The sequence below is a fragment of the Caldicellulosiruptor bescii DSM 6725 genome (genome assembly GCF_000022325.1).
GTDB lineage: Bacteria > Bacillota > Thermoanaerobacteria > Caldicellulosiruptorales > Caldicellulosiruptoraceae > Caldicellulosiruptor > Caldicellulosiruptor bescii.
On record NC_012034.1, the window covers coordinates 1,977,309 to 2,002,110 of the forward strand.

The window sequence follows — 24,802 nt, forward strand, 5'->3', positions numbered from 1 at the left end:
ACTCTTCACAAGAATGTTTATAATTAAACAAAAATCAAACCAAAAAACTCTCTTACAAAAAACTTTGCAAGGTCTTTAAAAATATTAATTTAGTAGTTCTCCTTCCTTAATTTGTTACATAAGTAATTTTCTAACATTCTTAACTTAATTCTATAATCTTTTTCGAAACTTTCTACACATGCTCTGCTCATCGTTAAGAATTCTCATAAGAACCTATCCTTTGCATTTCCTTTGCATAATAAGTACTATACTTAGTTTATTTTAGCCATATTTTGTAATTTTCGCATGATGTATTTTAATAACAGTTATTCACATTTTATGAATGACTTAATCTCGAACAGCTGCATAAGCAAAGCTTATAAGTCAAAATATTATTTACTTTCGCAGTTATCAAATAAGGGGAAATAGGTGAACTTTAATGTTTCAAAAATAAAGTTTATATGGCAAAATTCGGATATAGTTTGAATTCAGTACCAATTAAAGTTTTTCAATTCACTGAAACTTCAATGAGTAAAGATAATAATCAACTTTCTTGTATTACTATCTTCTTACAAGCAAACTATAGAATCAATAATTATTCCAAAAAAATTTCCAACTAACAACCCAATAGTCAAATCCTTGTCTGAATAGCTCAATATTTCATTACTTTTTAGTTTAGATTATTTAAACAAAATTTTCAAAACTTTTTTTTCACATTGTGTTATATGACTAACTATATGTACTTTACTAAATTCTATTAAAATTTTGCTATAGTATCATGAGACTCAAGATAAAGGACATACTTAGTTGTTACAAACAAAATTAAGTATGCAAAAAAATACTGTGTTCATAACTTATAATAATTATACCACAAAGATATAAAATTTAAACACTAAAATGAAATAAAAAGTGGTATTATAAAAAGTTGTATTAATCAGGTAGGGGGCAAGTGTAATTTTATATGAAGTAATACAAGTGGAAAATCCTTAGTTAATAACTAATTTAAATACGCTCGAAATGTATCTTAACAAAGACGGGAATATCAGGTAAATAAACTAAAACAACCTGTATTGGATACAGTAAATTTTTGATTTTAGATAATCCTAAAAAAAAGATATATTTTTTATTAATTCTTTTGTATTATTTAACAACAATACTTCTTCTTACTACCCTATACAAAGTACCGCTTTGAATTGTATCCCTTCGGCTGGAAATTGTTACAGGCGGAACATATCCAGTACTATTTGTTACCTGATTCTGAATGAGTGAACTCGGTGAGCCATATATTAATATAACACCATCAAATGGACTCCCGCCCGAACTATTTATATTAAGAGTATTGCCTAACGCAATCAATTGACCATTTAATATTCTCGTTCCCACTGAAATAGTAATGTTGTTTCTTGCAAAAACATGCAATTGGAGTGGACTTGGAACTGGTGAAACGCCCATGCTTGCTAACCTGTTTCGAACCTCAACTTCAATTTCACCAGCATCACAATTTTCTCCAATAACTACAACCTGCGGAGGTGACTTTGAAATATCTGCAGCACTGTCAATTGATGCTGGTGGAACTGAGTCATGGGGTGTTATCGATGGTATACTTGTACTATTAGGAAAATTAAAATTTCTTATATCACTTATTATTTGAGGTAAAGGTGGATATGGAATAGAAGGTGCTACATTTATAATTCCACCTGAATTAACAATCCGACTGTAGTCAGGCGGCATCCTCGTCACAATGGTTGCGCCATTTTCTATTACCAACGTAGTTGGATTGTTCAAAAACTGAATCGAATCGCAATATACTACCGCACCAGATTTTATTGTAACTGTCCCCTGATCCTGTATTCTTAACGCACCCCTGATTACTCCTATTTTCTTTATTACAACATCTACCGCATTTGCTATACTACCTTTAACTATGACATCCCCATCGCAGTATAACTCATCGAACTCATATCTACCTCTACCATATAATTCCGCATTTCCCCCCACGTACGTTATACCCATCTGCAAGCTAATATTTCTATCTCCAACACCTGTTCTTCTCAAATTTGATCTAATATAAGTTACATTGTTAACTTTTACATTGTCTTCGCGAACTTGTGGATTACCGTTCACACCCAGTGATAACTCACCCATTACCACTATATTATTAATGTCAGTTTGCAGACCACCATGTGATTGTAAATCACCACCTGTATGCACATTCCCACCTATTATGGTAAAGTTGACATTTGCCACAAAGTTCCCATTAGTATATAGTGCATAGTCGAATAAGTTAAATATTGAAGACGCAAGAGTTGTAGTTCCGATCGATATAACACTTTCCAGACTATTAGGGCTACTTGAAAGTATTTTAAAGTCTAATCGCAATGTTCTTTTTACTTCTTTATCTGACGAAGTTACAGCTCTTGTTTTAGAAACATCAATGTAAATGGTATAACCGTCAGGTAGAGAACTTCCTGTCGCACCTGACCATGCATTAACTGTAATACCATCAAATTTATATCCAGTCAAACCCTCATAATGGGGTTTTATCCATAACTGCACCAAGTCAGATATCTTCTTAAACTCCATCAACGGTAAAGATTCTACCTTTACAGAAGCATCACTGCCCACATCATTCATAAACCGACTTACCTCATCCTTTATTATCGCTTCCATACCTTTATACACCTTGTCCTTTGCTACATCTTGAGTTATCCTCCCGTGTCGCAAATCATCTAATATCTTCCCCGGTTCGTAACTCTCGTCCCCCAATAACAATCTTACTCTACCAGGACTTGTATTTTCCAGTGTCCCATCCGCTTTGTAATAATAATCATATGCTATATCCTTTGCAGCCTCCAATAATTGATTAAAATAATATAAAAACTCCTCTGCCGCACTTTCAGCTCCATAACCTGTTGCAGATTTCTGATATATAGATGTGCTCTGGTTCAGCGATGCTAACACAGCCGACATCGTCCCCAGTAATACCGTGCTCAAAATGGCAATTATTATTATTACAACAATTAAGGTGCTTCCTCTTATATTAGTTTTTAGTATTTTTGGATTAAAAATAATTCTATTTATTTTAATCATACTATTCACTCCCTTTGTGCTTTTATTTTTCATTAATAACTCATTAACCCTTTAAAACCCCAAATAACAATGGATATAAAAAAGGCATCTGACGGTTGCCAGATGCCATTAGCCAAGGATTATATTCACAAATAATCACTCGGCATATCTTCGGCAGCCTGGCAACCATAGGAAGTTTTACTTCCGACAGGCCCATGGCTTTGCGCCCCTGCCTTTCGACAGGTTTGCCCTTTCGATATATGCCACAGCTTTTTTATTAATTTCACTTTCTTAGACTTTATTAACTCACAAAACTTGATGTTTTTCAGACATATTATTAAACTTTCGTATTATGGTGATAACTAATTTATATTAAAGCTGTTAATTGCTTCCACATCCATCTTTTTAAGTATTTTTATTGATATAAACAAATTTATTATTTTCATACCTACTACCTTGTAACCATGTTTCGTCTTAAAATGTCATATAAAGTTTTCCTTTCAATAGCATCATTTTGTGTGAATATTGCTTGAGATGGTTGAATACCTGTATTACTCTCAATGTCTTGCTGAATGGGTGGACTTGGCATTTGATACTTCAACGTGAGTCCTGCATATGGATTTCCCATAGTGTTAATGTTAAAAGTACTACCAAGAGAAATAATTGAACCATTCATAATGGTTAAGCCACCACCCACAAATGTAATGTTTCCTCTTGAAATTAAATGCAACTGGAGTGTTGAGAAATCAACAATTGGTAATCCCAATCTGGCTGATATCTCTATTCTTGCTTCATTATCATTAATATAGGATTCACCATATATTACTATCTGCGGAGGCGTCTGAGATGTATCTGCAGTACTGCCAAGTTGGTTACTACCTACACTATCAGCTGGCAATGGTGTTGTTAGCAAACCACTTGTATAATCCCGATTTCTTATCTCATCTATCTCAGCTGGCGTAGGTGGATATGAAAAAGAAGAAGAATACAAAATTGTCCCACCATTATTTTGTATTGATATTATCGTGGAGGCATCGGGAGTTGTTGCTATATATAATTTTGCTCCATTTTCAAGAATCAAGCGGGAACCATTGCGTACTACCAATGAATTACAGTAAAGTACACTGTTATTTTGCAAGGTAACTGTTGCCCCATCAGTAATCTCAAGTCTTCCTGTTATACTTGCTAATCCAGAAATTACCATATTCACTCCAGACCCAGCTAAAACGACATTATTATCTGTAAACAATTGATTAAATTCATAATTTCCTGCACCATATAATTGTATATCCTGAACAACATAAATTATTCTTGCTCGAATATTTGTCAAACGCGGATATGTTCTGTTTGTTTTTAAGTTTTTTTCTACATAAATTATGTTTCTCACATTTATATTATTGTCTCTACATCGCGAGTCACTATCTTGGTTTATCACCATCTCACCTTTTGATATCAAATTATCAATATTAAACGCCGCACCACCGTCTATCGTTAGGTCACCACCTGAATACACACTTCCATTTTCGACAGTAAGGTTTTTGTTAGTATTAAGAGCACCCTTTGAAAATATTGCGTAATCAAGCGGTGATGAAGGAACTGTAGTTGGTGAAGGATTCAAGATTATGTTTTGTGAACTTCCACTGTTACCAAGTATTTTAAAGTCTAATCGCAATGTTCTTTTTACTTCTTTATCTGACGAAGTTACAGCTCTTGTTTTAGAAACATCAATGTAAATGGTATAACCGTCAGGTAGAGAACTTCCTGTCGCACCTGACCATGCATTAACTGTAATACCATCAAATTTATATCCAGTCAAACCCTCATAATGGGGTTTTATCCATAACTGCACCAAGTCAGATATCTTCTTAAACTCCATCAACGGTAAAGATTCTACCTTTACAGAAGCATCACTGCCCACATCATTCATAAACCGACTTACCTCATCCTTTATTATCGCTTCCATACCTTTATACACCTTGTCCTTTGCTACATCTTGAGTTATCCTCCCGTGTCGCAAATCATCTAATATCTTCCCCGGTTCGTAACTCTCGTCCCCCAATAACAATCTTACTCTACCAGGACTTGTATTTTCCAGTGTCCCATCCGCTTTGTAATAATAATCATATGCTATATCCTTTGCAGCCTCCAATAATTGATTAAAATAATATAAAAACTCCTCTGCCGCACTTTCAGCTCCATAACCTGTTGCAGATTTCTGATATATAGATGTGCTCTGGTTCAGCGATGCTAACACAGCCGACATCGTCCCCAGTAATACCGTGCTCAAAATGGCAATTATTATTATTACAACAATCAAAACAGACCCGTTAACCTTTTTAACAAATAATCTTTCCTTTAACCCGATAAATTTTTGTGGCATCTCCTTTTACCCCCTCACCATAAATTTATAATCTCTCACTTTTCTATTCCTTTTTTCGTCCCAAATCTCCATTGTTACTTCAAAAAGCTGATGGTAAAACTTTGAATCATTGTACGAAATAAATCTTACAGTGGTCCTCTGCGTTGTAAAATTAATAGCAGAACTTGCTGTCGGACTTGGTAGAGGAGATGCCGCAGAACTTACTGAAAAGCTCTTAGACCATACCTCTAAACTTTGAGCGGTATAATTTGATGTAAGAACACCTCCACTCATCTCAAATACGCCATTAATATTACAATTAACCGCAGATGAGTTGTCAATAAAATATATCTTAAAATTGGGTCTTTCAATTATTAATGGTATATTATTGAATTTGTACTCTGCCCGGTTCACTCCGCTTGTTTCTTTATAAACTTCTATATTCACTATCCCGCTTAAACCTGATGGAAGAGAAAACCTATAGTCATATCTTACTCCACCATATGTTGCATCATAAACTTTTTGATATACTGATACTGTATTTGAAGAGTCAGCTGTAAGAATTAAGTCGAAATCACTTTCTAACCTTTTAACTGTATACTTTACTCTATATCTATCATTGCCATATTGCAGTTCATTGCCACTATAATCTGGCAAAAAATATACTGTATCTGTAAAATGACTAACATCATTTGCCATTTCAGCATACATTTTTTCCATTGCTTTGTTCAAAACCTGAGCAATATCCATATTCTCTTTTGACTTTGAGGTTACCCTTATCGACTGGTTAAATGCAATTCCAATTGGAACCAATATTATAGCAAATATAGCAACAGCAACTATAGCCTCTATTAACGAAAAACCCTTTAGCTTCATGTTAACTCACCTTATTTAAATAAATTATTTTTTCCACTTGGACTTTTCTTAATTGTCTTATTCAAAACAAACTCACGCGCTGGGCTTTGCGGGTCGTTAAATCCATAAAATTTTATCACTGCATTTACCATTAACTTGTTTTCTGCCTTTGTCATGTTCAGAGAATCAATGGTAAATAAAGGCGCAAAATTCGGTTGTTTATCAAGAATTGTGTGTATATTTTCATATTCACAATTCCATGTTTGCCGTGATGACAAATAATATGGATAAAACTGGTCACCCATATTTTTTGTATTTCCAAGCTCAATTTTCTGTGAAGGCTCAAACATATATGAAGAAGTACTAATCTTCACTGTTTCTAATAGTCTTTTTAAATCTACAACACAAAACAAAGCATTCTGATTTGGCGGAATAATATCTTTTAATTTAGCATACTCCTTTTTTGCATTTTCTATTTCTCCCTTGTGTGCGTTATAATTGTTTATTATCATATTCAACCTTGAAAGCTCTGCAGTAAGGGTTTCATACTGTGTTTTTAAATTCTCTAATCTTTGAGACAAGTTACTATATACAAATGAATAAAAAACAAATCCAATTATCACTATTAACCCAATAATCAGTAAATTTTTTTCTCTACGGCTCAATTTATAACTCATTGCTACCTTTCACCACCTTCATTAAATTGATCTTAAAATTCTTAAAACTTCTTATCTTATATCAGCACTCACATCAGCTTTTTTGATACCTTCTACATCATTTGCACCATTAAATACTACATTTGCAAAGTGTGGATCATTAGATAGGCTGTAAACAAACTGAACCACACTCTCAACATTCTTGCTTGCTACTCTGCAATTAAGTTTGTTATTTTCTATCTGCAGCATCTCAAATGTCAGATCTATTGGGGTTAACTTTTCAAGAGTTGTAAGTAATTCCTTTAATTTGAGGTTTTCATTCTTCTTTTGATTAATAAACCCAATTTTCATATCATATGCCTCTTTTATCCTTAAATCTTTTTGTATCTTGTTTACAATTATTTTTTTAGAGTTAATCTCGGTTATAGTGCTGCTGATCTTCATAGAATATGAAATTATCTGAATAAAGATAAATACTGATATTAAAACACATATCCCAATTACCGATAATAAAGTAATTATCAATACACCGCTTACTTTTTCATTGTCTACTTTATATTGCTTACTATATGCCTCTAATAAATTTATATCTTTTAAAACTGGCACTACTTCTTGCCTCCTTTACCATATAATATCCATACCTTGTGTCTTTTAGATTAACCCACTGAAAACTGTTACATAACTAAACATTACACTTTTTTCTTGTGTTCCAATTTTCTTGATAGACTTAAACCCGCTTACAAGTTCTACATCCATATTAATTCTCTTTTTTAAAATATCACTGATATCAATATGTTGACATACCTCTCCTGTTAGATATACTTTTTTAATATTCGTTATCGGTTCTTCTCTCGTTCGTACAAAGTCATAAAACTTGATTATACTTTCAGAAATAAGATCCTCAATATAGCTAAATTCATAATCATAAGATTGTTCTGAATTTTCCTTAAACATCTCTTCGAGCTGAACAAGCGGAAAAAGTTTTGTGGCACAGAGCTCGTTATTTGCAACAACTGATGTAGAAACCCCGTTTCGGGTGATATTTGCTATTAAATATGAATTATCATCTGTTTGTTTATTCAGCTTTCTTTCAATTTTGAATAATTTGACAATAGAATTTGGTTCAATATCAATCTTAGATATTTTTATTCCTGAATTTCTAAAAGCATTTATTACTCCTTCGATTAAGAATCTATGTACACCAACAATTAGTACCTTTTGCTTTTTAATTTTTCCTTCATCAAATATTCTTAATTGCTTATAATCAAGTACATAATTATCTATGTTAATTGGGAAATATTGTCTTGCCTCATGGCATATCATATTGTAGACTTTGTCATCGGTAACATAAGGCATCTCCAGTTCTCTTATCAAAATGTTAGAAATCCCTGAAAATATTACATTCACATTTTTCTTACCAACCTTATTTTGATTGAAAAAGCTTCTAAGCTCTATCTGCAAAAGTACATCATCAACTTTAATATCTTCTCTAATTATATTATCGTCAAGATTTTTTTCAAAAAATCTATCAATTTCAATTACCTCATTGTGATATTTCCCCTCAACCACTCTAATGTAGTTTTTTCCAATCTCAACAACAACTTTTTCGCTCACTATAAATCACCTCTACGATTCATATAAAATACATTATAAGCATTTTTCTGACTAAAAATTCCTAAAAACATGTTCAACTTTGTACACTCTGGTTATTCGGTTAGCTCCACGTTTATTTATTACAACCTCATATTCTATTACTATCTTCAAATCTGAAACATAGACACAATCAAATCTTTCTACAAGACCATTTAAGAAGATAAACGCTGCAGGTGACGGAACCGAAGAACCACTTGAGGATGTCAAATAAATCTTTTCAATGCTAATGCTCCTTGAATTTGAATCATATATAAGCTTAATTCTAAAATCAGGTCGTGCAGTTAGTGCTGGCAAATCATTTTGATAAACATCCATTATTACTTGTTTAGTTGTACCAACAACCATATACTTAATAGTAGACTGGTCAGACATTGACAGCCATTGTTTTACCTGATCATTCAATCTTTTCGCTTCACCTTCAATCCTTGCTATATTAATGTTCTCCTGTGCAACTTTAAAGTTCTGAATAAAAAAGGAATAAATTGCACCGAGTATGATTGCTACAATTACAACAGCTATTATTAACTCAACTAGGGTTAAACCCTTTAATTTTGTAATGCTTTTTATTTCTAAATTAAATCTCATTTAACTTCAACACTCCCCGGAGGCAACGCTTTAATAATAACTCTTTTCTGATAACCACTTGTTGCCCCTCTTATTTGTACCACTAATTCTTTATTTGCATTTTGATAATGACTTTCGTTTGCTCGTAAACCTGGTGAACCTGAGAATCGCCATAATGTTCCATTTTTGTCATAATACAAATATGTAGCAACTGCTCCTGCGCCTGTAACAATTATATCAGAATTTAACTCAACAGCTTTGCTTTTTAATTCCTTTAAAACTGTTTCTGTTCCCCCCACATATTTTATCAGTTGAATCTGTAAACACCTTTCACCTGTTGTTGGATCTGGTATAACATAATTATTAATTTTAACAAAATATTTGTAATAAACTGCTTCTTTATCTTCGTACTCATACAGTATAGAAATCATATCTGACAACCCATTTGCAATATTTCGAACTTCTGCACGACGAACAGATGATAGATATGCAGGTATTCCAATAGCTATTAATATAGCAATTATAACTATTACAATTATCATTTCACTAAGAGAAAATCCCCTACATTTCATCACTACAATCCCTTTCTTCATGTCTCACATTATTTTTTACAACATAAGCCGCTGCTGCCAGCGCAGCAATTATATCTACTTCAAATTGAATTTCTAATTCTTTTAATTTCACAAACATCTTACCATCTTCAGTCACACAATACCGAGGTGGAAGCCTATTCAAAGCCAATGCCATTACATCGGCTTTGCATTTTTCGCATTTGCAAACACCCAATTCATCATTTATCTTCTCGTAGTATTTTTGAACAAGTTCCTCCATCAGATTTTTTATAACATACATCATAACTCTACCTCACTATTATTAGCTGATAGTAAAGATCAGCAATCCTTTCACCTGCCACTGTTGACACAAATATGCCAGTTGATATAAACGGACCAAACGGAATCTCCCTCTTTTTCTTGTTTCCCTTTAAAATGCTTTGAATAAACTTCAAACCTAAAACATATAAAAATGCTATAAAAAATGCAACGAAATTGCACACAATTGCCTGTCTTATTGTAAATCCTACACCTCCTGCCATCAAAAGCAAAACATCCCCTAACCCCATTGCATAACCACGGGTAAATAAGTATATAAGCCCTACCAAAAGCGCATTTAAAATTGGTCCAAGCACCACAAACGTCATTGAGGTTTTTGAAACCCCTTTTAAACTCACCTCAAACCCAAACTTTAAAATGGCAAGCAAAAGAATACTTGTTACGCACATCTCGTAAGTTTTGAAATCTACAACTGAAATGTATATCAGGATACAGCCTATCAAAAATAATAAAAAAGCTGATACACTCAAACCATACACTCTTGCGCTTGCTATTGCAAGCAAACAACACACAGTTTCAACAGCCGGGTATAAAGGTGAAATTGGACTTTTGCAATACCTGCACTTCCCTTTCAGGATAATAAAGCTTAAGACAGGGATTAAATCAAACCATCTTATCCTTTTTCCACAATTTGGACAATGACTCGAGGGGAATATAATTGATTCCCCTCGAGGTATTCTGTATATGCATACATTCAGGAAGCTACCAATAACCAATCCCAACGTTCCCACTATTGCCTCTAACATCTTTAGTATACTCCTTCAAAATGAAATAAAGATTACAAACAATTAACATATATTACTTGTAGTTTGGATCTGGAGACGGATAGAGCTCCACAATAGTACCAGAAGAATTTTCAGCACCTATTCTCAATACTTGATTAGTCCCATCATATTTATAATAAAAATCTCCATTTTTTAATTTTGTCTTTGGAAGTCCACTGCCCAAGTAATCTACTATACCGTTACCAGTGCTAACAGGGACTTTATTTTCTATTTTCACCCAGTCAGTTGTATCATTCAACACATTTCCCTCTGAAACCCACTGCTGAATAGCTGTTGCAATATTCTTTGCATTTGCCTTATCAGCCTCAATTTTTGACTTGTTTATCTGTTTTAATACTTGAGGTACCGCAATTGCAATCAAGATTGCAATTATCGCAACAACTATAACCATCTCAATTAATGTAAAACCTTTGTGCTTGCTGTTAACCTGCTTTACAAGCCAAGCCATCATCTTTCAAATCGCCTCCTCTTGTTTTTTAAATTTTTAGTAACCAGGATCAACATTTGGAAAAAGCTCATAAAAGTTTGTTCCATCACCACTATAAACTCTTAGCACACTATCAAGTTTATAGTAGAAATAGTAGGAACGCCGGTAAACTGGTTTTGGCACGCCTCCTGAAATATAATCGCTGAGCTTTATACTATATGGAGGACTTAAACTTACAACATCTGAGTCAATTTTGTGAAAATTGTTATCAGGTATCAGCACATTTAAACTTTTCCCGCTATCTTCCTCGAAAAGGTAAAACGCATATGCAATATGCCTTGCATTTTGTATATCGGCTGACTTTCTTGCCTTATTTATATTCTTTAAAACCTGGGGAACGGCTATAGCAATAATCACACCCAGGATAGCAACCACTACCACCACCTCAATTAAGGTAAATCCTTTTCTTTTCAATTTAATTTCCCCTGCCTTTTTATACATCTTTAAGTTTTTTTTACGCACCAACGCTTCCATACAATTTGAATATCGGCAAGATTATTGAAGCCAGCAAGAAACCAACCATGATAGCAAGCAACACAATCATTATTGGCTCAAATATTGATGTTAGCCTTGTTACCTGATTTTCAACTTCATTCTCATAGTAATCTGCTGCTTTGTTAAGCATGTATTCCAAATTACCACTTTCTTCCCCGGTTCTTATCATAATTTCAACAAGCCTTGGGAAAATCCCCACCTCAGCAATAGGATAACTCAAACCCTCTCCCCTCTGTACCCTTTCGATAACTTCTTCAAACTTCTTCTCAACAAATACATTTGTCATGACATTTTTTGTTGTCTCAAGAGCTATCACTATACTAACACCAGCTGCTGTCATCGTGCCAAGCGTTCTTGTAAACCTTGTTACAATTTGCCCAAGGATAATCTTACCTATGACTGGAATTTGAAGTTTGAACTTATCAATATAAAATCCACCTTTGTCGGTTTTTCTAATTACATTGTAAGCTACCACTAACAAAATGCATACTATTATTATTAAAATAAAATTGTTTCTCATAAAATTGGAGCTGGAGATTATGAACCTTGTGGTTGCAGGCAGTTCAACATTAAGTTCGCTAAAAATCCCTACAAAAGTGGGTACAACAAATGTAAGCATTATTATCAATACACCTATTGCTACAAGAATAACAATTGCCGGGTATATCAAGGCATTTATAATTTTCTGACGTAATTTTAACTCTTTTTCAAAGTGGGTAGCCATCCTGTCAAGTGCCTGATCAACAGAACCTGACATCTCACCAGCTTCAATCATGTTTACCAAAATTGATGGAAAACATTCAGCTTTTTCTGCCAACGCTCTCGACAACATTGACCCACTTTGCACTTTCTTATGTATATCCTCTAATACCTTTCCAAAATATCTGTCTTTAAACTGCTCAGCAATGACATCTAATGCACTTACCATTGGTATACCCGCCATAAGCATTGTTGCAAACTGGCGACAAAACACTGCTAAGTCTTTTATAGGTATCTTTTTTCGCAACTGAACTGATATATCTTTCTGCCATACTCCTTTTTCTCTCAAGTCTATTATATACAGCTGACGTCTCTTAAGACTTTCTGCTGCAAGCTCAATTGTGTCTGCCAATATTGTCCCCTCAACATTTTTACCATTGCTATCTACCGCTTTGTAAACAAACTCTGGCATTCCCCACTACTCTCCTTAACACACCAAATTTATTAGTCACACTACGCAAACCTAAAAGCATTTGGAAAACTTATGCACTGAGCAGTCTTTGCATAAAATCAAAGTCAGTAGCATAGTTGAACGCATCTTCACGGGTAATAAACCCTCGTTTGTACAAGTCTATGAGTGACTGCTCCATTGTTATCATGCCCTGTCGCTGATGCGTCTGAATAATTGATTGAATCTGATACGTTTTAGCCTCCCTAATGAGGTTTCTTATGGCCGGATTTACTATCATTACCTCTGTTGCAACAACCCTGCCTTTACCATCACGACGGGTCAAAAGCTGCTGAGACACTACTCCCTGCAAAACAGTTGATAGCTGAATTCTTATCTGCTGCTGTTGATACGGTGGAAAAACGTCAATGATACGGTCTATTGTCTTTGCCGCTCCAATTGTGTGAAGTGTGGAAAACACTAGGTGTCCTGTTTCAGCAGCTGTTAAAGCTATTGCAATTGTCTCCAAATCTCTCATCTCACCAACAAGGATTACGTCAGGATCTTCTCTCAAAGCCGCCCTCAGCGCGTCTGCAAAGCTGAGCGTGTCACTACCTATCTCTCTTTGATTGATAATACTCTTGTTGTGTCTATGCAAATACTCTATTGGATCCTCTAATGTGATTATATGCACATCTCTTTCTTTGTTGATTATGTCAATCAGCGATGCTAGTGTTGTTGACTTACCCGAACCGGTTGGACCTGTAACTAAAACAAGCCCTTTATTCAATTTTGTAAATTCTTTCAAAACTGGTGGAAGACCAAGTGTCTCAAATGGTGGTATATTTACTGGAATTATTCTAAAAGCTATAGAATATGACCCTCTTTGTTTATAAACATTTACTCTAAATCTGCTTACACCTTTTATGCCGTAAGAAAAGTCTATCTCACCTTTCTGCTCAAGAATTTTAAACTGGTTTTCGTTGGTGATCTGTCGCACGAACTCCTCCACCATCTCAGGGGTCAGAATTGAATCATCTGTCCGTACTAATCTGCCGTGTATTCGATAAATTGGAGGAACACCTGGTGTAATATGTATATCTGAAGCCTCCTTGAGAAATGCTTCTTTGAGAATTGAATTAATATCCATGAGTATTTGCTTCCTCCTTCCCCTAATCTCCCCTCTTGTACTTACTCATAATACTATTCAAGTGCGTAAGTAATCTTCAGATATTCTTCAACTGATGTAATTCCATTCAAAACTCTCTCTCTGCAAGCTTGTCGCAGTGTCTTCATCCCCTGTTTGACAGCAAGTTCCTTTATTTCCTCACTGCTGACATCTTTTTTGTTTATAAGTTTTCTCAACTCTTTTGTCACAATCAGAATTTCATATACACCTGTTCTACCATAGTAACCTTTTCTATCACATATATGACATCCTCTCTTTCTGTATAATTTTACATTCTCATCTTGCTTTATGTCAAGAAGAATTTTTTCTTCCTCTGATGGCTCATAAGGCTCTTTACAATATGAACACAGTTTTCTTACCAATCTCTGTGATATTACCCCTACCAACGACGAGCTTATCAAAAAGTTTTCTATCCCCATGTCAACCAACCTTGTAATTGCACTTGCTGCATCATTTGTATGAATGGTTGACAACACTAAATGTCCTGTAATAGCAGCCCTGATTGCCATGTCAGCTGTCTCTCTGTCTCGGATCTCACCAATCATAATTATATCTGGGTCCTGTCGCAAGATTGATCTCAGCGCCGCTGCAAATGTTAGCCCTGCTTTGGTATTGACCTCTACTTGATTAATACCTTCTATGGTACTTTCGACAGGATCCTCAACAGTTATTATGTTGCGTGTTCCTGTATTAAGTTCGTTTAAAATAGTATAAAGCGTAGTAGATTTACCACTACCGGTAGGACCACATACCAAGATTATTCCATGTGGCGCAGCAATCAGCTTGTTAAATTTCTCTTCGTCCTCTTCAGTCAAGCCAAGCTCAGCTTTAGAACGCACAAATGCACTTTTGTCTATTACACGCACAACTATCTTTTCACCATAAACACATGGTAAAGAGGAGATTCTCATGTCATATATTTTATCCGAAAAAATGTAAGTCGTTCGCCCATCCTGGGGTATTCTCTTTTCCGCAATGTCCATATTACCTATAATTTTAATTCTTGCCACCAATGATGATAATATCCCAATATCTAACTTCAACACATCATACAATACACCATCTATTCTGTATCTCACTTTTATCTCGTTCTCAAACGGTTCAATATGAATGTCGCTTGCACGCGATGTAATAGCTTGTTCAAAAATCGAATTGACAAGCCTTACAATAGGTCCTTCAGTTCCATCTTCCAAACCAAGTTGGAATCGAGGAGTAATAGTAGCTCTTTTGGCTTGGCTGTCCTTTTCGCTACTTTCTTTTTGCAACTCTTCAGCTGCTTTTAAAGCTTCTTGCTTACCATAGAATCTTTCAATTGCACGTTTAATATCGGATGCCTTGGCAATTCGTGGTCGCACTCTTCTGCCTGAATAAATCTCAATATCCTCCATTGCAAATATGTTGAGAGGATCAGCCATTGCTACAATTAAGTTACCATCTTCGTCAAAACTTACTGGCAAAACGGTATGCCTTCGTGCAATTGACTCAGAAATCATTTCAACAGCCTTAGGATCAATTGGATATACATCTAATTTTATGTGAGGTATCCCTAACTGAAATTCTAAAATCTCTATTAGCTCATCTTCTGTTATATAGCCTTTCTCAACCAGTATCTCGCCTAATTTTTTATTGGTCTGCTTTTGAATTTTAAGTGCTTCTTCCAGTTGCTGAGGTGTAATTATCTTTGCCTCTACTAAAACATCTCCAATTCTCTTTCTTTCACTTGGCAAAATAATCTCCCCTCTTTTTCTTAATTTCTTTCTGCTTCTAACTCTCTCCCCACAAAATCGTTTCTCTTTGTATTTACTTTTATTATTACGTCATTATTGCTGATTTCTGACTCAAATGTCATGTTCAATTTGTATAAAACGTAAATTTTCCAAACTGTTTGATTTATGTCTTGCTCAACTGCAGTATATAAAACATTTTCTGAGTTAAATTTGATGGAATTAGAAGTTAGAAAAGCTGCATTCTGTGGTACTATTACAATCAGTAAACCATTGTCTTCAAATTTCAAGACTTGCACTTTATCACTTTCAACATTTTGTATTTTAATATATTCATCTTCTATTAAAATTTCACAGTGTTTCACCTCAAAAGTAAGTTTTATAACATTGTTTTCTGCGATTATTTGCCACAATGCATAAGCATGTTCTATGGATAAGACAAGCACTTTTTCGTTAATTATATAGTCGATATTTCTAATAATTCTCCTTGATTCGGTATTCCAAACAATATTTTTATCCTTAGTTAATACTTCTCCTAACAAGATTTCAAGTCTACCGTCAATTTTTTCAATCTTCTGAGGTTTAATTCCTCCTCTGTTAAAATACAAACTAACATGTACCAGTTCATCACTTTGTTCATTAACTTCAACCTTTTCAAGAACAGGGCATTTTTCTATTACAAATAATATGTTACTCTCTTTCCTTTCTAAAGAGTATCTAATCTCGTCAGTAGTATCAATTAATAGTTTATAACCATTTTCCTGAACTACTTGATACCTTTTGACAATCCCGGTTTGTAAATACTTGATCCCTTTTTCTATATAAATATCTCTCCTGTTCACTTTAACAACCAACATGTTATTTTCTTCATTTTTTTCAATATCTATATCATCATAATTTATCAAAGGCAATTCAAATACAACCATATAATCTTCAATAACTGGAGTAAATGTTACAACTTGTGCCTCAAACTCAACAATTATATCTGAATTTTCCAACCTTACATCAAAATCCTCTGCTTTACTAAAAATATTTATTACAACATCTTCCTCCTGCTCATAAAACTCTATACGTTCAATACAGCCCTCTCTGAACTCAACTATTGGCTGTTCAATGTTGCACAATGAAGCAGTTAAAACTCTTATTGTAACAGCACCTTTTTCTTTGTCCCTTTCTGCAATATATTTTATTTCTCCTTCACCCTTGAGAGTTAAAAATGCCTTAGGACCACTTCCTTCATATTCAAATGCTTTGATTTTATTCAACTTTTTATATGGAATAACAAATAGATTTGTCGAATTTTTATCATTCGACAACGCAACTTCAATTTTGCTTTTGCTTTTGAGAACAATTGTTCCTATATATTTCATCCCTGTTTTCTCTACTTTTATGGAACTAAATGTATTATATTCTTCTTTGTCTAAAATAGGGTCTTTCAATAAAATTACATATTTGTTATTAACTTGAAACTCGATTGTGTTTTGAATCTGGTTATGGTTAATTTCAATTTCTTCAGGAAGTATGTTTTGAAATACAATGCATTCCTGAAACACATTATAGAGTATAAAAGCTTTTTTAGGCTTTATCGAAATAAATGTCTTGCCTTTTTCTTTTACTACTGAAATTCTTTTTACTGGTGAATAAATAACAAGATACGATTGCCCCTTCTCCCTTTCTTCAACTATTTTAAGGCTTTCAAGATACTCCTCTTCAAATTCAAAGTTTTTCTCAAGTAACGACTTTGATACATTATAACCTTGCAAATATACATAAGCAACACCATTCTCTGCATCATGTTCTAACACTACAGGTACACTATTTGAGTTTGTCACAAGTTCTATTAATGTTTCCTGTTCAGAATGATGTACTACCACATCTTTCAAAATATTTACTTCCACAAATTTTATTCCAACCGATGTTCTTCCTTCAATAATTTCATATCTTGCTTCCTTATATAAAACAATTTTCACATCATATCCGTTTGCACTCTTCTCTACTGTATATCTGTCTACTATTAAATCTTCTACTTTAGTTTCTCCCTCGTTATATACAACATCCTTAGTGGATATTCTAATGATGTATTCTTTCTCGGAAACAGTATCTACTTGAATATTAGAAGGTAGCACATTATCTATCATTATGAATTTGTTATTTTTATTGTAAGAAATAACTCCTTTGCTCTTTTTGAAAATTATCGATATCTTTCCTTCCCTTTCACGTATATCAAATTTTTTAGCTTTAGTAAAAATCATAACGTATGCATTCTCATTTATTTCCTTTACTTCAACTTTCTCGATAAGACTATTCTCAAATATATATTCATGTTTGACACTCGACAATACAAAACATTCTTCGAGAGTAACTATTATTCCATTCCCTAATTTCATTCTACCTACATTGTAAGCTAATTCTTTATTTATACAAATTGAAAGAATATCTTCTCCACCCTTCTGCTCAAATTCTATATTAGTTACAACACCAACTTCTAACTCCTCACCTTTGTCTTCGTCGTAAAAAACACCTGTAGTACTTCCTTCTTTTTCATCCTCAAGAAACTCATCTGACACACCTACCTCTGTCTCTATCAAATCTGAAACTGTTTCGCTGATTTCTTGCTGATTATTTGTTTCATTTCTTTTTTCTGAGAGATCTTGGGTCAATTCTGAAGTATTTAAATTTTCAGTTGTATCAATTTTACTTTTACTATCTTTACTTTCAACTTTTGCAAATTTATCTATTTTAGCAACTTCTTCATTTTTGCTTTCATTCTCTACACCAAGTGTTTCAATTCTTGCTTGACTTAATTCTTTCTGACTTATACTTTTCTCGTCAGTCATATTTCTTTCAATTTGAGACAACGCTTGAATATTTTTTTCTACTTTCTTCAGAACCTCTTCAACTTTTTCACGGGAAAATGGTTTTGTGATATAATTTGTTGCTCCAACTTTCATCGCCTCTTTTACAACCTCATGATTACTAATTGCTGTAATCATTACAACCTGCGTAGAGGATGAAATTTCTTTTATCTTTTTTAAGAGTTCTAATCCACTCATATCCGGCAAAGTAATATCTAAAGTCACTACATCAGGTCTGTATTCTTTAACCATTCTTAAAGCTTCGTTTCCACTTGAAGCTTCTCCCACTACTTCTTCTCCTAATTCTTGTAATATTCCCCTTAAAACCTTTCGTATAAAAACAGCATCATCCACAATTAAGATTTTCACTCTGATACACCTACCCCTCTATTTGAACTTTCGGTTATTTTAATTCTTATCTTTCAGAAGATCTCTTATTTTATCATACGTTATAAACTTTTTACCTAATATTATTCCAACAATGACAACTACTGTTATCAGTATAGCTTTGACAATTCCAACTTCTAAAATAAACAGAATCAAAATAAGAGCTAAAGCTCCGCCTACCAACATTCCCACATTTTCTTTTATGAATTTTTCTAATTTATTCAATCACCTGTACCCCCTCGAATATTTTTCATATATTTTTGTGAACCTTTTGCAAATAAATTTACACATTTTCTTACTTTTTATTATACTATGGTTAAATTAATTGTGCAATTAAAAAAAATTTGTGAGATCTCGAATAGGTGTAGAGATATCTACCACAGCGAAAGAATGTGCGAAAATAGTGAGGAGAAACTCATAAAAAGAATTGAGGCTGCCTCCATCCTGTTTGATATAATTAAAAAGTGTAATCTCCCATTCAAAAGAAAAATCAAAAAACTACCAGGATGGGAGGACAGCCTACTATGAATATTATATCATATCATGAAATGAGAAAAATATCTCCCGAAAAAGCAAGGGAATTAATCCGAAAAGTGTTTGAAAATAATAACAAAAACGTATCAAGAACTGCTAAAATATTAGGTGTATCAAGACATACTGTCAGAAGAGCAATATATGGTCCCCTTGAGGATAAATCAAGAAAACCTAAAACTTGCCCCAGAAAACTTTCTACTGAACTTGAAAATCTCATTATCGAGGAATCTAAAAGAACTGGCTTCAGATACAGACGTTTGTCTCTTTACCTGCTCAGAAAATATGGTATTAAAATAAGCGAAAATACAATAAAGTCTATTCTCAAAAGAAATGCTATACCAAAAAAATCAAGAAAGACAAAAAAGGGTGAAAGAAGTTTGTACGATTATGAAGCCCTCATTCCATTTTCTGAATTTCAACTTGATACAAAACATCTTTTAGATAAAGACAGTCTTCCTGAAGAGGTATATGAACATATGAAAAAACACAATTTACCTTGCTATGAGCGGAACATGATAGATATTGCAACAAGAGTAAAACATCTTATGGGATTAATTGAAAATTTACATAGAGCAGATGACAAATATTTTTTAATGATTCATGCCGAAAGATGTAAAAACAAAATGACTTTATTCAACGAGCTCAAAGGTGGCAGGATACGTGGAACTTTTTTAGACCTCATAATGGTAAAGGTATGAATGGGAGGACACCATTTGAAAAATTCATAGATTCTAAAACTCTGGTCTCCTCCCATGTGTTTCAGTTCCCTACTTTACTTCTTGAAGACTTATTAAAGAAAGTAGGAACTTTTTATTCTCTATTCTGTAATAAATTAGGTGGTAAATATGTCTTCACCAAATGCCTTTTTGATGAACAAAAAGTGGACATTTGAAAATAGAACAAAAGGACGTATAATAATACTAAAAGTAGCAAAGTCCGCCATTACAAATATTATCTCATTGCTACTCTCAATTGTAATTATAAAACTTTCAAGGCTATATCTGTCAAATTCAATTATAATTACAAAAATATTTGCAACTTTATGTGCTCAAGTAGTAAACCATATTTTATATAAAATCTGGGTGATTACTAAAATGGAGACAAATAATGAAAGTATTCATAAAAACATGTAAAAATATTTTTGAGTACATTGTTGTTTTATTACTGGTATTTCTCTTTTTGTTATCTTATTACTATAGATTTTTGCTCTAACAAGAAAAAGTTTTAGGATATAGTTCCCGAAAGTGTTAATATTCTGTGTTTTCAGGGGATGTAATAGCTTGTTGAAAAAATGATTTTCCAATAATATAAAGGTTATTGCAAATTATATTAACATATTTGGGAGAAATATGCGACTTATCGTTTTTTGTTACATACCTCTCTTAATTGAGCAACCCACTTCCAACTTACATCCCTCTTATATGTCTTAATAACCTACCCTATAACCTTATATATTCCCAAGCCAAAATTTTTCTCGGTATCATTTAGGATTTCAAGTAAAAAATTTGGAGAAAGATTTACAATATCAAACCAAATCATTTCAGCTTCAATTGCTTGGTATACAAGCATCTTAAGTCCATTTTCAATCTTTATCCCCTTTTTTTCAGCTTCTTTTAAAAAAGCAGTTTTAAGAGGATTATATATCATATCATATACAAAAACTGGTACACCAGCCACATAGTTTTCAAAGTCAAAAGGACTGCTTTCAATATTCGGAAACATTCCCACAGATGTTGTGTTAATAATTATATCGTATTTAAATTCATATCTTCTTAGCCATTCTACTGGAAGGATTTTTAAAATGTCTTGAAAAACCTCTTTTAACTTTTCTGCCTTTTCATATGTCCTGTTTGCAACAAATACTTCTTTTGCTCCCATCCTGTAAAGTCCATAGATGCAAGCTTTTGCTGCACCACCGCTACCGAGTACCAATATCTTCTTGTCTTTCACATCAACCCCCCTATCCTCCAAGCTTCTTTTAAAACCTATCCAGTCTGTATTGTAAGCCAAAAGCTTCCCATCTTCTTTTTTCACAGTGTTTGCCGCTTTTATTATTCTGACATCTTCTGAGACTTCATCACAAAACTCTAAAATATCTTCCTTGTATGGAATTGTTATGTTAAATCCAACAACATCCTCATCTTTTCTCACCATCTCAACAAATTCTTTTAGCATTTCAGTGTCAAGAAGTTCTAAATTTGAATAAATTGCATCAATGTCAAACTCAGATAGAATCCTGTTATGAATAAAAGGTGAAATTGAGTGTTTTAAGCTCTTGCCAATCAAAAAAAGCTTTTTCATTCCCTCTCATCCTTTTCGTAGTACTTTAATATTTTCTTTTCAAAAATCCTGTTTATCCTTGTTACAAAAAACTCCTTTTCTTTCATTGGCCTTACCAAAATCACAAAGAGTTTTAACCTTTTTGCACCTATGACATCTGTAAAAAACTGGTCACCTATCACAGCTGTTTGATGATTTTTCTTGCCCTGATGAAGCAACTGCGATGCTTTTAAAAATCCAGATTTCAAAGGCTTTTTAGCATTATAGATGGCAGGAATGCCAAGCATACTTTCTATTTTTTTTACTCTATCTTTCTGGTTGTTCGAAACAAGGCAAATTTTAAATCCCATCTTTTGAGCCTTTTCAAGCCACTCAATAATCTCGTCTCTTACCTCAAATTCACCCCACGCAACTATGGTGTTGTCTATGTCGATAATGAGATAGTTTATTCCTTTTTTTATAAGAGTTTCAAGGTCAATATCCAATATACTTTTGCATATCATATCAGGCTTGAACTTTTTTAGCATCTTCTCTGCCCTTTCTCTCCCTTTTACCATCAAAAAATTGTCAAAGAAAAAATGAATTTACACAACTTTTTTGTTTTTTGATTTGTGAAAATACAACCTGATAAGGTATAATTTAATTATATTCTAACCCTGTATATTTTTCAAAATAAATTGAGAAGGGGGAAAAGGTTAAAAATGGTTGAGGTAAAAAAAGTCGAATATATGGGCTGGGAAAACTGTTATAAAATCTCTAACGGCAAAGTTGAAGCGATTGTCACAACAGATGTGGGTCCAAGAATAATTCATTTTTCATTTGAAGGTGACAAAAATGTCTTTTGCGTGGTAGAAGAACAGGCAGGAAAAGTTGGGGGTGATGAGTGGAGAATATATGGCGGAACAAGACTGTGGCACAGTCCGGAAGTTATTGAGCGCACATATTTCCCTGATAACCAAAAAATTGATTTTGAAATTGTTGAAAACGGTATAATTCTAAAACAGCCCACAGAAACCACTACATTTTTGCAAAAAACTATTGAACTTAAGTTTCACCCAACCGAACCAGAAGCTTATGTAACGTATAAAATCAAGAACAATGGTCTTTTTGAAGTTAAGTTCGCAATTTGGGCGCTTTCTGTAATGGCACCTGGTGGAGTTGAGGTCATGCCAATTCCAAAGATTGATACTGGACTTTTGCCAAGCTATTCTCTGGTCATGTGGCCATACACAAAACTTAACGACCACAGAGTCTTGTGGGGAGAGGATTTTATTATTCTAAAACAGGACAAAAACTGCAAGCCACCGTTTAAGATTGGATATCCAAATTTGGATGGATGGGCTTGTTATTTAAACGATGGAAACTTGTTTATAAAACAATACAAACACATAGACGGTGCAGAGTACCCTGACTTTGGATGTTCTTACGAAACATATACAACCGATTTCATGCTTGAGATGGAAACTTTAAGTCCACTTTACCTTGTTGCACCGGGCGAAGAAATTTCTCATAATGAGGTTTGGCAGCTCAAGAAAGTTGACGCTACCATTGAAAACGAGGAAGATGTCAAAAACCTGATTTTGCCTTTGATAAAAAAGTAAAAAGCACTTTTAAACTTGAAAGGGGCTTCTTCCTTTCTGATTTTCAGGAAAAAGCCCCTTTTTACTTTCATCTTATGACTCTTTTTGCCATCATAAAAAATCTTCCATAATATGAATTTAGGTCAGTTTCTGTTACACGTCCCCTTGCACTTGATGCATGAATGAACTTGCCACCGCCTAAATATATGCCAACATGATTTATATAATTTTTCCCGCCATCTGTGTCAAAGAAAAGCAAATCTCCCGGTTTAATTTCACTATATGAAACTCTCACACCATTTGTTTTTGCCATGTCAGCTGCTGTTCTTTCTAAATTTATTCCAAAGTTTTTGAACACAAACTGAACAAATCCTGAACAGTCAAAACCAGTTGATGGCGATGTTCCACCGTATGAGTATCTTATACCACGAAATCTTTGAGCAAACTCCAAAATTCTCTGTGCCAAGCTAAGATTTGTAAAAGTTTCTGCTTGACTTCTTTCAAACCCACCACGTGACACTGTTTTTGATACAAGCTGCGATGGCATCTTCAAAAGGTAATAAGCCATATATCCTACTGTGCCATCAAGCGTCTTTACCTTCACCCAGCCATTTTGTTCTCTTGACAGGACATACACCTTGCTACCATTTTTTAATGTCTTTAGCACCTTTGATGTGGTTGACATATCACTTCTTAAGCGCGCATTGTCTTTTAAAACTGTAGCTTGCGCAGCTTTAGCAGCCGTTTTTGCAACACTTGCCCTTGAAGTATTTGAAACTGCACTCCTTTTTTCATTTGTAATAGTTATGTAATCAGACTTTACATACCCAACAATTCCATCATACGAAATCTTTACCCATCCACCTGCATTTGACAAAACTTGGGCTTTAAACCCTTTGGGGAAAACTCCTAAAATCTTACTACTTGTTGAAGGTGCGCTTCTTATATTTATTGTAGATTTTGCCTGGGCTGACTGGGCAAAGACCTTTGCAGAAAAAAACATCAAAAAAATTCCAAGAATTATAGCTATTAAACTTTTTAGATTCATACAAAAACTCCCTTCTTGAGGCTTACGGGATTAGCTGACGGGTTCGGGACAAGAAGGCTATCCCTACGGCAAATTCTTTTTTGCCGATTCACCCCTGAATTACTTTGGTTCTCCCGCTGTCTGAGCAATTTTTACAATTTGCTCAGACATTCAGCCTATGAAGTTTATTATTTTGATGGTATTATTTTATTACAAGTAACTTTATTCTGTCAACCCTTTTTTACAGAATTGTTACACAAATATTTCTAAAATATTACAACACCATC

General features: G+C 33.9%; 22 protein-coding genes, 1 pseudogene and 2 riboswitches. Of the genes and pseudogenes, 3 read left to right on the forward strand and 20 right to left on the reverse strand.

Annotated features, from left to right (window positions below):
* Positions 1-1,119 precede the first annotated feature (1,119 nt).
* The 17 genes from ATHE_RS09385 to ATHE_RS09465 form a co-directional block, all read right to left on the reverse strand.
* Positions 1,120-3,069 carry a tapirin gene (locus tag ATHE_RS09385; protein WP_015908253.1) on the reverse strand — a complete coding sequence of 650 codons (1,950 nt, stop codon included), beginning with the start codon at positions 3,067-3,069 and terminating at the stop codon, positions 1,120-1,122.
* Between the two features lie 149 nt (positions 3,070-3,218).
* Positions 3,219-3,308, reverse strand: a riboswitch (cyclic di-GMP riboswitch).
* Between the two features lie 191 nt (positions 3,309-3,499).
* Positions 3,500-5,428, reverse strand: coding sequence for a tapirin (locus ATHE_RS09390; protein WP_015908254.1), 1,929 nt, complete (start codon positions 5,426-5,428; stop codon positions 3,500-3,502).
* 6 nt (positions 5,429-5,434) lie between these two features.
* The gene (locus ATHE_RS09395) at positions 5,435-6,283 is read right to left on the reverse strand and encodes a type II secretion system protein (RefSeq protein ID WP_015908255.1); all 849 of its coding nucleotides are present in this window, start codon (positions 6,281-6,283) and stop codon (positions 5,435-5,437) included.
* Positions 6,284-6,294: 11 nt separating this feature from the next.
* Positions 6,295-6,939, reverse strand: coding sequence for a hypothetical protein (locus ATHE_RS09400; protein WP_015908256.1), 645 nt, complete (start codon positions 6,937-6,939; stop codon positions 6,295-6,297).
* Between the two features lie 51 nt (positions 6,940-6,990).
* Positions 6,991-7,524: a PilN domain-containing protein gene (locus tag ATHE_RS09405; RefSeq protein ID WP_015908257.1), complete on the reverse strand. Its 534-nt coding sequence runs from the start codon at positions 7,522-7,524 to the stop codon at positions 6,991-6,993.
* A gap of 45 nt (positions 7,525-7,569) precedes the next feature.
* Complete coding sequence (gene pilM / locus ATHE_RS09410; protein WP_015908258.1) at positions 7,570-8,532, reverse strand: type IV pilus biogenesis protein PilM; 963 nt, start codon at positions 8,530-8,532, stop codon at positions 7,570-7,572.
* A gap of 51 nt (positions 8,533-8,583) precedes the next feature.
* Positions 8,584-9,156: a prepilin-type N-terminal cleavage/methylation domain-containing protein gene (locus ATHE_RS09415; protein ID WP_015908259.1), complete on the reverse strand. Its 573-nt coding sequence runs from the start codon at positions 9,154-9,156 to the stop codon at positions 8,584-8,586.
* Positions 9,153-9,707, reverse strand: coding sequence for a prepilin-type N-terminal cleavage/methylation domain-containing protein (locus ATHE_RS09420; RefSeq protein ID WP_015908260.1), 555 nt, complete (start codon positions 9,705-9,707; stop codon positions 9,153-9,155). The genes ATHE_RS09415 and ATHE_RS09420 overlap by 4 nt, the downstream gene beginning before the upstream one ends.
* Entirely contained in the window at positions 9,697-9,987 is a 291-nt protein-coding gene (locus ATHE_RS09425) for a late competence development ComFB family protein (protein WP_013429858.1), read from the reverse strand. Before ATHE_RS09425 ends, ATHE_RS09420 begins: the two co-directional genes overlap by 11 nt.
* Positions 9,988-9,994: 7 nt before the next feature.
* Positions 9,995-10,771, reverse strand: a complete 777-nt coding sequence (locus ATHE_RS09430) for a prepilin peptidase (RefSeq protein WP_015908262.1) — start codon at positions 10,769-10,771, stop codon at positions 9,995-9,997.
* A gap of 52 nt (positions 10,772-10,823) precedes the next feature.
* Positions 10,824-11,261, reverse strand: coding sequence for a prepilin-type N-terminal cleavage/methylation domain-containing protein (locus tag ATHE_RS09435; RefSeq protein WP_015908263.1), 438 nt, complete (start codon positions 11,259-11,261; stop codon positions 10,824-10,826).
* Positions 11,262-11,294: 33 nt separating this feature from the next.
* Positions 11,295-11,711, reverse strand: coding sequence for a type II secretion system protein (locus tag ATHE_RS09440; protein ID WP_041727170.1), 417 nt, complete (start codon positions 11,709-11,711; stop codon positions 11,295-11,297).
* A gap of 40 nt (positions 11,712-11,751) precedes the next feature.
* Positions 11,752-12,963, reverse strand: coding sequence for a type II secretion system F family protein (locus ATHE_RS09445; RefSeq protein ID WP_015908265.1), 1,212 nt, complete (start codon positions 12,961-12,963; stop codon positions 11,752-11,754).
* A 70-nt stretch (positions 12,964-13,033) separates the two neighbouring features.
* Entirely contained in the window at positions 13,034-14,089 is a 1,056-nt protein-coding gene (locus ATHE_RS09450) for a type IV pilus twitching motility protein PilT (protein WP_015908266.1), read from the reverse strand.
* Between the two features lie 53 nt (positions 14,090-14,142).
* The gene (locus tag ATHE_RS09455) at positions 14,143-15,855 is read right to left on the reverse strand and encodes a GspE/PulE family protein (RefSeq protein ID WP_015908267.1); all 1,713 of its coding nucleotides are present in this window, start codon (positions 15,853-15,855) and stop codon (positions 14,143-14,145) included.
* A gap of 20 nt (positions 15,856-15,875) precedes the next feature.
* The gene (locus tag ATHE_RS09460) at positions 15,876-19,076 is read right to left on the reverse strand and encodes a response regulator (protein ID WP_015908268.1); all 3,201 of its coding nucleotides are present in this window, start codon (positions 19,074-19,076) and stop codon (positions 15,876-15,878) included.
* A 39-nt stretch (positions 19,077-19,115) separates the two neighbouring features.
* Entirely contained in the window at positions 19,116-19,319 is a 204-nt protein-coding gene (locus ATHE_RS09465) for a DUF2273 domain-containing protein (protein WP_013429850.1), read from the reverse strand.
* Between the two features lie 299 nt (positions 19,320-19,618).
* Between ATHE_RS09465 and ATHE_RS09470 the strand changes: the two are divergent.
* Together ATHE_RS09470 and ATHE_RS09475 are read left to right on the forward strand one after the other, a co-directional pair.
* Positions 19,619-20,520, forward strand: a pseudogene (locus ATHE_RS09470) (IS481 family transposase).
* The gene (locus ATHE_RS09475) at positions 20,474-20,761 is read left to right on the forward strand and encodes a GtrA family protein (RefSeq protein ID WP_015908270.1); all 288 of its coding nucleotides are present in this window, start codon (positions 20,474-20,476) and stop codon (positions 20,759-20,761) included. Before ATHE_RS09470 ends, ATHE_RS09475 begins: the two are co-directional and overlap by 47 nt.
* A gap of 301 nt (positions 20,762-21,062) precedes the next feature.
* Here ATHE_RS09475 and aroE read toward each other — a convergent pair whose 3' ends face one another.
* Complete coding sequence (gene aroE / locus ATHE_RS09480; protein ID WP_015908271.1) at positions 21,063-21,929, reverse strand: shikimate dehydrogenase; 867 nt, start codon at positions 21,927-21,929, stop codon at positions 21,063-21,065.
* Positions 21,926-22,435: a YqeG family HAD IIIA-type phosphatase gene (locus tag ATHE_RS09485; RefSeq protein WP_015908272.1), complete on the reverse strand. Its 510-nt coding sequence runs from the start codon at positions 22,433-22,435 to the stop codon at positions 21,926-21,928. The genes aroE and ATHE_RS09485 overlap by 4 nt, the downstream gene beginning before the upstream one ends.
* 174 nt (positions 22,436-22,609) lie before the next feature.
* Between ATHE_RS09485 and ATHE_RS09490 the strand changes: the two genes are divergently transcribed.
* Positions 22,610-23,509, forward strand: a complete 900-nt coding sequence (locus ATHE_RS09490) for a hypothetical protein (protein ID WP_015908273.1) — start codon at positions 22,610-22,612, stop codon at positions 23,507-23,509.
* 67 nt (positions 23,510-23,576) lie between these two features.
* Here ATHE_RS09490 and ATHE_RS09495 read toward each other — a convergent pair whose 3' ends face one another.
* Positions 23,577-24,536 (reverse strand): C40 family peptidase, encoded by a 960-nt coding sequence (locus ATHE_RS09495; protein ID WP_015908274.1) that lies wholly within the window; start codon positions 24,534-24,536, stop codon positions 23,577-23,579.
* A gap of 4 nt (positions 24,537-24,540) precedes the next feature.
* Positions 24,541-24,702: riboswitch (cyclic di-AMP (ydaO/yuaA leader) on the reverse strand.
* Between the last annotated feature and the right edge of the window lie 100 nt (positions 24,703-24,802).

Coding starts and splice junctions, on each gene's coding strand:
- ATHE_RS09390 (WP_015908254.1), bottom strand. CDS start 5,428: ATGCCACAAAAATTTATCGGGTTAAAGGAAAGATTATTTGTTAAAAAG.
- ATHE_RS09490 (WP_015908273.1), top strand. CDS start 22,610: ATGGTTGAGGTAAAAAAAGTCGAATATATGGGCTGGGAAAACTGTTAT.
- ATHE_RS09385 (WP_015908253.1), bottom strand. CDS start 3,069: ATGATTAAAATAAATAGAATTATTTTTAATCCAAAAATACTAAAAACT.
- ATHE_RS09400 (WP_015908256.1), bottom strand. CDS start 6,939: ATGAGTTATAAATTGAGCCGTAGAGAAAAAAATTTACTGATTATTGGG.
- ATHE_RS09425 (WP_013429858.1), bottom strand. CDS start 9,987: ATGTATGTTATAAAAAATCTGATGGAGGAACTTGTTCAAAAATACTAC.
- aroE (WP_015908271.1), bottom strand. CDS start 21,929: ATGAAAAAGCTTTTTTTGATTGGCAAGAGCTTAAAACACTCAATTTCA.
- ATHE_RS09495 (WP_015908274.1), bottom strand. CDS start 24,536: ATGAATCTAAAAAGTTTAATAGCTATAATTCTTGGAATTTTTTTGATG.
- ATHE_RS09445 (WP_015908265.1), bottom strand. CDS start 12,963: ATGCCAGAGTTTGTTTACAAAGCGGTAGATAGCAATGGTAAAAATGTT.
- ATHE_RS09475 (WP_015908270.1), top strand. CDS start 20,474: ATGTCTTCACCAAATGCCTTTTTGATGAACAAAAAGTGGACATTTGAA.
- ATHE_RS09450 (WP_015908266.1), bottom strand. CDS start 14,089: ATGGATATTAATTCAATTCTCAAAGAAGCATTTCTCAAGGAGGCTTCA.
- ATHE_RS09415 (WP_015908259.1), bottom strand. CDS start 9,156: ATGAGATTTAATTTAGAAATAAAAAGCATTACAAAATTAAAGGGTTTA.
- ATHE_RS09485 (WP_015908272.1), bottom strand. CDS start 22,435: ATGCTAAAAAAGTTCAAGCCTGATATGATATGCAAAAGTATATTGGAT.
- ATHE_RS09435 (WP_015908263.1), bottom strand. CDS start 11,261: ATGATGGCTTGGCTTGTAAAGCAGGTTAACAGCAAGCACAAAGGTTTT.
- ATHE_RS09395 (WP_015908255.1), bottom strand. CDS start 6,283: ATGAAGCTAAAGGGTTTTTCGTTAATAGAGGCTATAGTTGCTGTTGCT.
- ATHE_RS09420 (WP_015908260.1), bottom strand. CDS start 9,707: ATGAAATGTAGGGGATTTTCTCTTAGTGAAATGATAATTGTAATAGTT.
- ATHE_RS09430 (WP_015908262.1), bottom strand. CDS start 10,771: ATGTTAGAGGCAATAGTGGGAACGTTGGGATTGGTTATTGGTAGCTTC.